The following is a 9,131-nucleotide window of genomic DNA, read 5'->3' as shown; positions in this document are numbered from 1 at the left end:
GTGTAACTATACTCTTCAATTTTCTGTAATTCATGTTTTGGTATTTTAAGATCTATTTTCTTTAACGAGTTCTGATTTAGTTTGGATATTAAGCTTTCTGCTAAAGTTTGAAATTCATGAATCTTTTTGCCAATTTCTAATTCTTTTTTTCCAAGCCGTTCAAGTGATGAAGTGGTTTCTTTCTCTTGCTTGGAATGAATGTTTTTTACCTTATTGTAATCTGCTTCTGCACTTTTAACGATTTCATCAGCTTCTGAGTGTTTTTGGTAACCGTCATAGCCTTTTTTAGCGCCATATGCAGCTGTGACTAGCGCTGCTGCGCCGATGAGGAGAGGTAATGGCATAATGTTGAACCTTTCTTTGTTAGAAAAAAATAGTAAAAAAACAGCTAACTTCTTTACAACTTTCGAAATTCAATGGCAGTAAACACACCGATTTTATATGCTTAACAAGCCATTTGTCTTGCGGCATAACCAAAGAAAATAAAAATTTCAACGGGGTTTCTTGATTTTTAGCAAGAAAAATACAGCTAATTTCCTCCTTTGATGAGCGAGAACAGATTGTTTAACATAACTAATGATGAATTTAGCGTTTCACTTTGAATCTTCGCGCTTTCACACTGCGGACAGCGATGAATAATATCTCCTGGTAACAAACAATCACTCTTTGGTCGTGTAATCGTGGACCAGCCACATTGCACACACCGATATCTGATTGGTGAAGGGGGAATTGGCATCGGAGTGCTCCTATTTCACAGCTTTACCATTCTCTGTTAACTTACCTTGCGATAAGCGATAGGTTACCCGTTTCGGTTTATTGCCATTAAAATCAGCAACATACATCGTTAAACCATCATTGCTAAGACTGCCGAGGCTGAAATAATCCGAACAAGTACCAAACTCTGCCGTCCCCGTGTGTTTTTGTGGATTTAAACTGACAATATGAAATAAAGCCGGACATGCGCCGCCGCCGGTATTTTGCACAAGAACAAAATCGGTTTTACCCATTTCATAATGACCTACAAAACTCAAAGAAGAATTTGCTTGGATATGAGGCAGAAATTTTTTATTGTTTAACCGTAAACTACCATCAGCATTCACGCTTAAAACACCATAACGAGTTTTCAAACGCTCACCATAAGAAACTTGGCTATTTGTTAAACTGACTCCCTTAGCTGCTAACAAAGGCCAACCACCAGACACAGTAAAATCAAAACCCAAATTTGGAATATCCCCTGTTCCAACTTTAGGTTGTGCAATTTCACACCACATCTCTGGTAAACAGTGATTAAAAATAGCTTTTCCCACGCTAGATTGATTGGCAAAAGTATATGCCACCACATCACCCGATCCCTCACTTACAGAAACCAATGCCGAGTGTTGTTTTCCAATGGTTAACACACCAGAAATGGGCTCTGCATAAACCGTTGCGGTTAGCATCATGGCGGTAACCGCCAACAAAGATTTTTTAATCATTTCACACGCTCCTTTGATAAATGTTTTTCAAACAACAACCAACCCATTGCCACACCAAGCAATAAATTCACTAACACAGAACAAAACCCAAGCCACGCTCCCCATGCTTGTAATAGCCATAACGATGCGATAGTTAATGCAAAGCCAGTGCCATAGAAAAGCACTAACAAGAAAATACCAAACACCAATATCAACATTAGGGTTAATGAGTCGAAATAATGAAAGTAAAGAAAAATCAGATAAACTGTGATAATAATCAACAGTAAAATAACTGCCCATAGCAACATAGCCATACTCATTGCTTTAGATAATCGCGTAATTCTTGTTCCATATCTTGTTGCCATGCCTCTGGGCTGACAATCGTTACATTTGGAATCCAATAACGGACAATCGGCAAAATTTGATTAGGATGGGCAAATCGACCAGAGACTAACAAACCACCGTCTTCTAACTCTTTTTCAATCACTTGGCCTGCAATCAATTTACGACGCCGGAAATAATGAGCTGCTTTAACACTGATCTTTAAAATCACTTCAGTTTTCTGCTTATTCAGCCAAATACTGTCTTCATGCTGAAGCATGTCTAAAATTGTCTGATCGGGCGGAAAAGTGTGTTGGCTGACAAAGAGTTTTTGTATCTTGGCCACAGAATACGATTTGACTTTATCTTGATCGACAGCTGCCAGATACCAAATGCCTGTATGGTTAATCAGCTTATAAGGTTTAACCGTGACTTCTTTCTCCCCTTCTGTTTTTTGATAAATAAAAATCACTTGTCGATGTTGCACAATGGCTTGTTGCAGCTGTTTAAACAATTCCCACTGTTGGCTTAAATCTTCATACGAATGGCCATGAATCAACATTGCCTCTTGCATACGGTGATCGAATAACTCACGCAAAAAGTGTTGATCGATTTGAGGAAATAAACCAGCAAGACCAGACAGCGAAGCAAAGCGATTGATGTCGTGAAAAGTCAGGCGGCCAAGGTAACTCGGTTCAAGGGCATACAGGCGATCATGTTTTTCTAATGGAAGATAGGCAAACCGTTCATTTAAATCGCGTTGGATGGTGCGGATATTGACGCCGAATTCTTCTGCCAAGGCCGTAGGGTCGAGGCGTTCGCCTTGGTTAAGCTTGAATAACATCTCGGATAAACGACGCACTAGGGTATCGTGGGAAGACATGAGCACAACCTCGAAAAAAGATGATGGCTTAATGGCTTGGCATGATAGCAGTGCGTTACGACAGGTTATGTCGTTTCTAGCACAAAGGCGAAAAAAATGGCTTTGGTGTTGTCTTAGCGATGTTATTGGGCGATCTGGCTAAAAAAATGACAATCAGTGAAAAGCATGTCGCGCTGGGGCAATCTTGTTTGCTGTGGCTTGCGTAGAATGAAACACAGCACTGTTTTATGCTCGATGTGACCCAGTGGCAGGGTGAGAACGCTCAACTGTCATGCTGCGGCTTGGCATCGCTATAGAAAAATAAATGAGGAGACTTCAGAGATGGTTGCTTATGAGGCAAATTTTGATGGTTTAGTCGGCCCAACGCATCACTACGCTGGATTGTCGTATGGCAATGTGGCTTCAATCGAGAATGGCGCTGCGATTTCTTCACCCAGAGAAGCCGCTTTGCAAGGGCTGGATAAAATGAAAGCATTGGCCGACTTGGGCTTTCCACAAGCGGTTTTGCCGCCGCAAGAGCGTCCGGCATTGGCCGTGCTGCGTGCGGCTGGTTTTACGGGATCTGATGCCGATGTCTTGATACAAGCACAACAACACGCCCCTTTTTTATTAGCTGCTTGTTCTTCTGCCTCGGCGATGTGGACAGCGAACGCGGCGACGGTCAGTCCCTCGGCTGATACGGCAGATGGTCGCGTACATTTCACTGCTGCCAACTTGCACAATAAATTGCATCGCACGATTGAACATTCGCAAACATCGCGTACGTTACAGGCGATTTTTGCCGATGAGCGTTACTTCGCACATCATGCCGCCTTGCCTAGCCATGCTTGGTTTGGAGATGAAGGCGCGGCCAACCACACCCGTTTTTGTGCGGAATATGGTCAAGCTGGCATTGCCTTTTTTGTCTATGGCCAAGCCATGACAGACCCCCACGCCCCTATGCCTCGCCGCTTTCCAGCGCGACAAACCCGCGAAGCCTCGCAAGCGATTGCCCGTCAACATGGTTTAGCGCCAGAGCGCGTTGTCTATGCCCAACAACTGCCACAGACGATTGATGTAGGGGTGTTTCACAATGATGTCATCGCCGTCGGCAATCGCAATGTATTGTTTTTCCATCAAAATGCTTTTTATCAACCGCAGCAGGTGTTAGCAGAGCTACGGCAAAAACTACAGGCAATAGAGAGTGATTTGATTACGATTGAAGTGCCGGCGGTGGCGGTCAGTGTGAGCGAGGCGGTGCAAAGTTATTTATTTAATAGTCAATTATTGAGTCGGCCAGATGGCAGCATGTGTTTGGTGGTGCCAGAGGAGTGTCAGCAACAGCCAAAAGTGTGGCGCTATTTACAGAATATCTTGAATGCTGGCCGCTATCCGATTACCGAACTCAAAGTATTTGACCTGCAACAGTCCATGCAAAATGGAGGTGGGCCGGCGTGTTTGCGTTTGCGCGTGGTACTCACTGAAGCCGAACGGGCAGCGGTGAATCCTCAAGTGTGGATCAACGACCAGCGTTATCAACAGCTAACCGATTGGGTCAATCGACATTATCGTGATCGTCTGTGCATAGAAGATTTAGCCGATCCAACATTGTTGCAAGAATCACGGACGGCTTTGGACGAACTGACGCAACTGTTAGCGCTGGGCTCAATTTATCCCTTCCAACAAGACTAAATCATCTGATTGGGTTAAGCCTATTGGTGAAACAGGCACCGGCATCCATGATTTTTCCCCAACCCGCGAGCGCGGGCTGGGTTGGGGTGCCGCTGTCTTAGCTATCTTGGCTGCGTAGCAGCAACACCGGTAAGTTGGCTTTGCGTAGCACACCTTCGGCCACACTGCCCAACAGCAACTGCATCAACTCGCCCCAGCCATGCGTGCCCATCACAATTAAATCGGCTTGCCAATTTTCGGCATCTTGCAGTAAGACCTCCGAAATTTTCTCGCCCCAACTCTCTAATAATTGCTGGTCATGCTGCACACCCGCTGCTTGCAAGCGGTCGGCAGCTTCTTGCAAGACTTTATGACCTGCCTCGCGGATATTGTTTTGCAACTCATTGGCATCCAAAAACTCACTGCCGCCCCAGCCAAACTGTGCCAAATCCACCACATGCACTAAGCGCACCATTCCTCCCGATTCTTTGGCTAATTTGGCGGCTTCATCAAGCGCGCGGTGTGAGGTGTAGCTGTCATCGACTGGAACATAGAGGCGTTGATACATGGTTTTTCCTTTGCAAAGTGGGTATGAGGGGCGGGGCTTGTGCAAACTATAAACACCGTCTTACACTCATTTTTCGATGAGTCTCTATAAGAAAGCATCCTGTGGCACGTTTAACACTTGAACTTCCTGAACATTTTGCGTTTTACACCGAAATCACCGTCTCGATTCGTGATATTAACTATGGCGGCCATCTGGGCAACGATGCAGTGCTGGGTCTTGCTCACGAGGCACGGTTACGTTATCTGAAATCGTTAGGATTTTCCGAACTCGACATCGGTGGCTTGGGGTTAATCATGAGCGATGCGGCTGTGATTTACAAAGCCGAGGCATTTCATGGTGATGTTTTACAGGTCGGTGTCAGCTGTGCAGATTTCAATAAGTACGGTTGTGATTTACTGTATCGTTTGTGTCGTATCAGTGACGGGCAAGAAATTGCTCGCGTCAAAACCGGCATTGTGTTTTTTGATTATCAGGCACGCAAAGTGGCGCGAGTGCCTGAATGCTTCCTACAAGCCTGCGCTGGCGAAGAGAGACAACCATGAGAGATTACCCCGTGAATAGCCCAGAAGCGATGGCTCGCATTCTGGCCATGTTTATCATCAGCGATGGCGTGATGGATGAACGTGAGTTGGATACGATTGAAGAACTGAATTTGTTCGAGTTGATCGGGATTGAGCGCAAACGCTTCTTGGAAGTGTTGATGCGTTATTGCGACGACATCAGTGCAGAAGCTGACGACAACGGCTTAATCCATCTGATTGATCCAGAGCGGGTTGATTATCTGTTTGATCAAATCACCGATTATCAAAAGCGGGTCCTGATTTGCGCCTTGGCACTCGATTTGTGCAAAGCCGATGACACCATCAGCGAACCAGAAATGGCTTTGTTGCGCCACATGATGAAACGCTGGCATCTCACTTTAGAGATTCTGGAACGTGAATTTTCGCGTACATGAGAGGGGACATGACCGTTTCTACTACGACAGCGGCGGTGGGTTTTTCTGGAACCGACCGCTACGTTGCAACACCTGACTTAATGATGGCAGTCAATGCTGCCATTACCTTACAACGTCCTTTATTGATTAAAGGTGAACCCGGCACCGGTAAAACCTTGCTGGCAGAGGAAGTGGCTCGTGCCTTGGCGCGGCAATTGATTGTGTGGCCGATTAAATCGACCACCAAAGCGCAGCAAGGCTTGTATGAATATGATGCAGTGTCGCGCTTGCGTGATTCACAGCTCGGTGACGCGCGGGTGCACGATATTGGCAACTATATTGTGCGCGGCAAACTCTGGGAGTCGTTTGTTGCGGAACAAGCGCCGGTCTTGTTGATTGATGAAATCGACAAAGCCGATATTGAGTTTCCTAATGATTTATTGCGTGAACTCGATCAGATGGAGTTTTATGTCTATGAGACACGCGAATTGGTCAAAGCAAAACAACGACCAATTATCATCATCACGTCAAACAATGAAAAAGAACTGCCAGATGCTTTCTTGCGGCGGTGTTTTTTCCATTACATTCGTTTTCCCGACCGCGAGACCTTGCAACAGATTGTTGATGTGCACTACCCGAATTTACAGCGTGAATTGGTAGAAGAAGCGCTGTCGTGTTTCTTGGCGTTGCGCGAAGTCCCGGGGCTGCGGAAAAAACCATCTACCTCGGAATTGTTAGATTGGCTGCGGTTGTTGACTGCACATGAAGTGGATGCGCAGCAGCTACAGCAACAGCCGCCGCTGACAGGGGCATTGTTGAAAAATGAACAAGATATGCACTTGTTGGAACGGCTGTTAAGCGCAGGGCGCTGGCGGCGATAAGTCAAAACAACCATGCCACACCGTCAGGGGGTGGCATGTCGTTTTAAGCCGTGGCGCCGAGGGCTTTGGCGCGGTCGAGAGTACGTTGCCGGCTGGAGAGGTCGGGGACGATGGGCGGTAGCCAAGGTGCCGTGTGTTGGCTCACCAGACGATCCAACGCCTCAATCCATCCCTCGCTGTCATTCAAACAAGGAATATAATGATATTCCCTACCCCCTGCTTCAAGGAAGGTTTCTTTACCTTCCATCGCAATTTCTTCCAACGTTTCCAAACAATCCGCCACAAACCCCGGACATACCACATCTAAGCGGCGAGTTTTTGCAAGGCCAAAGTGTTGTAGCCGTTCTGCGGTATAAGGTTTAATCCACTCCGCCTTACCAAAACGGCTTTGGAATGCCACCGTGTAGGCCGACTTATCGAGCCCTAAGCGCTCAGCCAACAATCGACCGGTTTTGTGACATTCACAATGATAGGGGTCGCCTTTGTCGAGGGTGTAGCGTGGTACACCGTGAAAGCTCATCAACAGATGATCCCCTCGCCCATGTTCGGCCCAATACTGTTCGATGCGCTGGGCGAGCGCCTCGATATAACCAGTATCATCGTGAAAATGGCGAATGGTATGCACTTCCGGCATATTGCGGCTTTTCAGTAATGCCCGACACACCGCATCCAAAGCACTGCCGCTGCTAGACGCGGCATATTGCGGATATAACGGCAAGACCACAAAACGGGTGACGCCTTGTGCTCTCATCTCGGCCATTACATCAGCCACAGCTGGCGCACCATAACGCATGGCATAGCGCACCACGACTGCTTCACCGTAACGCTGTTGCCAGCGTGCGGCTAATTTATTGGTTTGTGCTTGGGTGTAAATGGCTAGGGGTGAGCCGTCTTTTTGCCAAACCGAAGCATATTTATGTGCCGACTTCGCTGGCCGTACTCGCAAAATCACCCCGTGTAAAATCAATTTCCAAACTAGTGGGGGAATTTCAACCACGCGCCGATCTGACAGAAACTCGGCTAAATAAGGTCGCAAGGCCGCTGCCGTGGGGGCGGCGGGGGTGCCGAGGTTGATAAGGAGAATACCAAGCTTAGCCACTTGGTCGTGTCGGTAAGCAGGTTCGGTGTGGAAATGGCTCATAATTTTGTATTGGACAAAAACCAGACAATGACTCGAATATGTCCATCGGTCAAGTCTGTTTAAGTGAGTTTTTCTTTTTATTTGTCGTTGTGTTGTCTGATTCAATACTGTCCGCCGGCGGCAGCTCCAAGAAAATCGGGGTGTCTTCCCACGGTTCGTGAGCCGGTGCATCAGGCAAAATGCAGGTGTTTTCTGCTTCGACTTTTTTACGAGTGTGGCGAGTCACCGCTGGCGCGGTGGGTGCCACACTGTCTAACGTCGGCAGTTCTAAAGCCGGTTGTGGCAAAGCGGTTTCTAATACTGGCGGATTGATCGTCTCGGTTGCCAAAGGCGGTAGTGCTTCTTCCACCATCGCAGGGATGGGGTCTGGAATCGGCTCAACCTTCGGTGGGGTGGGCGTGGTTGGTTCGACGACCGTGGTTTTCAGTGTTGGCGGAGGGCTATCGGCGGTGCGGGTGAAAATGGCATGGGGATCAAAAGCCGGTGTTTCGACTTCGGGCAGACGATCTAGTGTTGGCTCGGCAGTGGTTTTGCTGAATGTCGGTGGCAGAGGCGCGCTGTCCCAATGGGGTTCTTGCAGCTGAACCGGTGCAGCGGTACTTGGCACCGTGTCCAGTGCAGCACGACGTGATGAGATGGGGACAACACTCAACACCAAGTTTTCAATCCATTCACCGGTTTTTTCTGCGGTATCTAGCCAAGACAAGCCGGTGGACAGCGAAAACGCAATGCCCATGCCGATAAACACCAACAGGGAGGTGAGCGTAAAACCTAACACCGCCATTAGGCCATCACCAATTAAATTGCCCAAAATTCCCCCCGGGGCTAAGGGTAGGGTGGCGGTTAGGCTATGAAAACGGATGGCTTCAAAGCTGCTGCTGGCAATGCAAAACAAAACAAATCCAGCCCAACGAGCAGGACGGCTAGAGCGTAGTAAACGCCGCAGTTGCCACCGTGGGTGGCTATTGATGGCTTGCCACGCGAAGAAAATCACGCTCCACCATGCTGATACACCAAGGCCATACAATAATAAATCGGCCAACCATGCACCAAAGCCGCCGCCCCAATTACCCAATGTAATCGGGGTATCACTACTGCTGCTGTGTGACCAAGCGGGATCGGTCGGGGTGTAACTGACTAATACCATAATCAGATACACACTGATTAGGCTATAGAGCACCCAACGACTTTGCTTGAGCCACGTGCTCAAGTAAGGGGGTAAAGCCTGATTTTTCACCACTGCTTTACGTTTGAAGAGCGCCATGGTTTCCATCCTCAATGACGGGCAATGAGATGGAT

At 47.6% G+C, this 9,131-nt stretch carries 11 protein-coding genes; 4 read left to right on the top strand and 7 right to left on the bottom strand.

What is annotated here, in order from left to right; all coding sequences use genetic code 11:
• The 4 genes from ACTBZS_RS06915 to ACTBZS_RS06900 form a co-directional block, all read right to left on the bottom strand.
• Positions 1-344: hypothetical protein (locus ACTBZS_RS06915; RefSeq protein WP_463043663.1), on the bottom strand; the 344-nt coding region annotated here is incomplete at its 3' end.
• 402 nt (positions 345-746) lie between these two features.
• Positions 747-1,475, bottom strand: coding sequence for a hypothetical protein (locus ACTBZS_RS06910; protein ID WP_463043662.1), 729 nt, complete (start codon positions 1,473-1,475; stop codon positions 747-749).
• Positions 1,472-1,768: a hypothetical protein gene (locus ACTBZS_RS06905; RefSeq protein ID WP_463043661.1), complete on the bottom strand. Its 297-nt coding sequence runs from the start codon at positions 1,766-1,768 to the stop codon at positions 1,472-1,474. The genes ACTBZS_RS06910 and ACTBZS_RS06905 overlap by 4 nt, the downstream gene beginning before the upstream one ends.
• A gap of 2 nt (positions 1,769-1,770) precedes the next feature.
• Positions 1,771-2,658 carry a helix-turn-helix transcriptional regulator gene (locus tag ACTBZS_RS06900; protein ID WP_463043660.1) on the bottom strand — a complete coding sequence of 296 codons (888 nt, stop codon included), beginning with the start codon at positions 2,656-2,658 and terminating at the stop codon, positions 1,771-1,773.
• A 321-nt stretch (positions 2,659-2,979) separates the two neighbouring features.
• On the opposite strand from ACTBZS_RS06900, the gene astB reads away from it, so the two are divergent.
• Positions 2,980-4,329, top strand: coding sequence for an N-succinylarginine dihydrolase (gene astB, locus ACTBZS_RS06895; protein ID WP_463043659.1), 1,350 nt, complete (start codon positions 2,980-2,982; stop codon positions 4,327-4,329).
• Positions 4,330-4,426: 97 nt separating this feature from the next.
• On the opposite strand, the gene ACTBZS_RS06890 is transcribed toward astB, so the two are convergent.
• Entirely contained in the window at positions 4,427-4,876 is a 450-nt protein-coding gene (locus tag ACTBZS_RS06890) for a universal stress protein (RefSeq protein ID WP_463043658.1), read from the bottom strand.
• A gap of 101 nt (positions 4,877-4,977) precedes the next feature.
• On the opposite strand from ACTBZS_RS06890, the gene ACTBZS_RS06885 reads away from it, so the two are divergent.
• Genes ACTBZS_RS06885 through ACTBZS_RS06875 form a run of 3 tightly spaced genes read left to right on the top strand, consistent with a single transcriptional unit; the run spans position 4,978 to position 6,691 of the window.
• Positions 4,978-5,418 carry an acyl-CoA thioesterase gene (locus ACTBZS_RS06885; RefSeq protein WP_022653215.1) on the top strand — a complete coding sequence of 147 codons (441 nt, stop codon included), beginning with the start codon at positions 4,978-4,980 and terminating at the stop codon, positions 5,416-5,418.
• Positions 5,415-5,831, top strand: coding sequence for a tellurite resistance TerB family protein (locus ACTBZS_RS06880; protein WP_460430063.1), 417 nt, complete (start codon positions 5,415-5,417; stop codon positions 5,829-5,831). The genes ACTBZS_RS06885 and ACTBZS_RS06880 overlap by 4 nt, the downstream gene beginning before the upstream one ends.
• Before the next feature lie 8 nt (positions 5,832-5,839).
• Positions 5,840-6,691: an AAA family ATPase gene (locus tag ACTBZS_RS06875; protein WP_463043657.1), complete on the top strand. Its 852-nt coding sequence runs from the start codon at positions 5,840-5,842 to the stop codon at positions 6,689-6,691.
• 43 nt (positions 6,692-6,734) lie between these two features.
• Here the strand turns inward: ACTBZS_RS06875 and hemH are convergent, their stop codons facing one another.
• A complete protein-coding gene (gene hemH, locus ACTBZS_RS06870) occupies positions 6,735-7,832 on the bottom strand; it encodes a ferrochelatase (protein ID WP_463043656.1) in 1,098 nt (365 codons plus the stop codon).
• A gap of 49 nt (positions 7,833-7,881) precedes the next feature.
• A complete protein-coding gene (locus tag ACTBZS_RS06865; protein ID WP_463043655.1) occupies positions 7,882-9,096 on the bottom strand; it encodes a DNA translocase FtsK 4TM domain-containing protein in 1,215 nt (404 codons plus the stop codon).
• Positions 9,097-9,131 lie beyond the last annotated feature (35 nt).

The sequence above is a fragment of the Aquaspirillum sp. genome (genome assembly GCF_055136605.1).
Note: the sequence above shows the minus strand (reverse complement) of the source record. Positions and strands in the feature narration are given on the sequence as shown.